The 702-nt window shown below is 51.0% G+C and carries 1 rRNA gene; it reads right to left on the bottom strand.

What is annotated here, in order from left to right:
- Positions 1–702: ribosomal RNA gene (locus tag QMN38_RS26695) — 23S ribosomal RNA — on the bottom strand; the annotation flags it as partial.

Here is a 702-nt window from a genome sequence, read left to right as displayed (position 1 = left end):
TTCACGAGGCGCTACCTAAATAGCTTTCGGGGAGAACCAGCTATCTCCCGGTTTGATTGGCCTTTCACCCCCAGCCACAAGTCATCCGCTAATTTTTCAACATTAGTCGGTTCGGTCCTCCAGTTAGTGTTACCCAACCTTCAACCTGCCCATGGCTAGATCACCGGGTTTCGGGTCTATACCCTGCAACTTAACGCCCAGTTAAGACTCGGTTTCCCTTCGGCTCCCCTATTCGGTTAACCTTGCTACAGAATATAAGTCGCTGACCCATTATACAAAAGGTACGCAGTCACCCCATAAAGAGGCTCCCACTGCTTGTACGTACACGGTTTCAGGTTCTTTTTCACTCCCCTCGCCGGGGTTCTTTTCGCCTTTCCCTCACGGTACTGGTTCACTATCGGTCAGTCAGGAGTATTTAGCCTTGGAGGATGGTCCCCCCATATTCAGACAGGATACCACGTGTCCCGCCCTACTCTTCGAGTTCACAACACATGCGCTTTTGTGTACGGGACTTTCACCCTGTATCGTGCGACTTTCCAGACGCTTCCACTAACACACATGCTGATTCAGACTCTGGGCTGCTCCCCGTTCGCTCGCCGCTACTGGGGGAATCTCGGTTGATTTCTTTTCCTCGGGGTACTTAGATGTTTCAGTTCCCCCGGTTCGCTTCATTACGCTATGTATTCACGTAATGATAGTGTG

The sequence above is a fragment of the Citrobacter sp. R-1.5.2 genome (assembly GCF_035064245.1).
Lineage (GTDB): Bacteria > Pseudomonadota > Gammaproteobacteria > Enterobacterales > Enterobacteriaceae > Citrobacter.
Note: the sequence above shows the minus strand (reverse complement) of the source record. Positions and strands in the feature narration are given on the sequence as shown.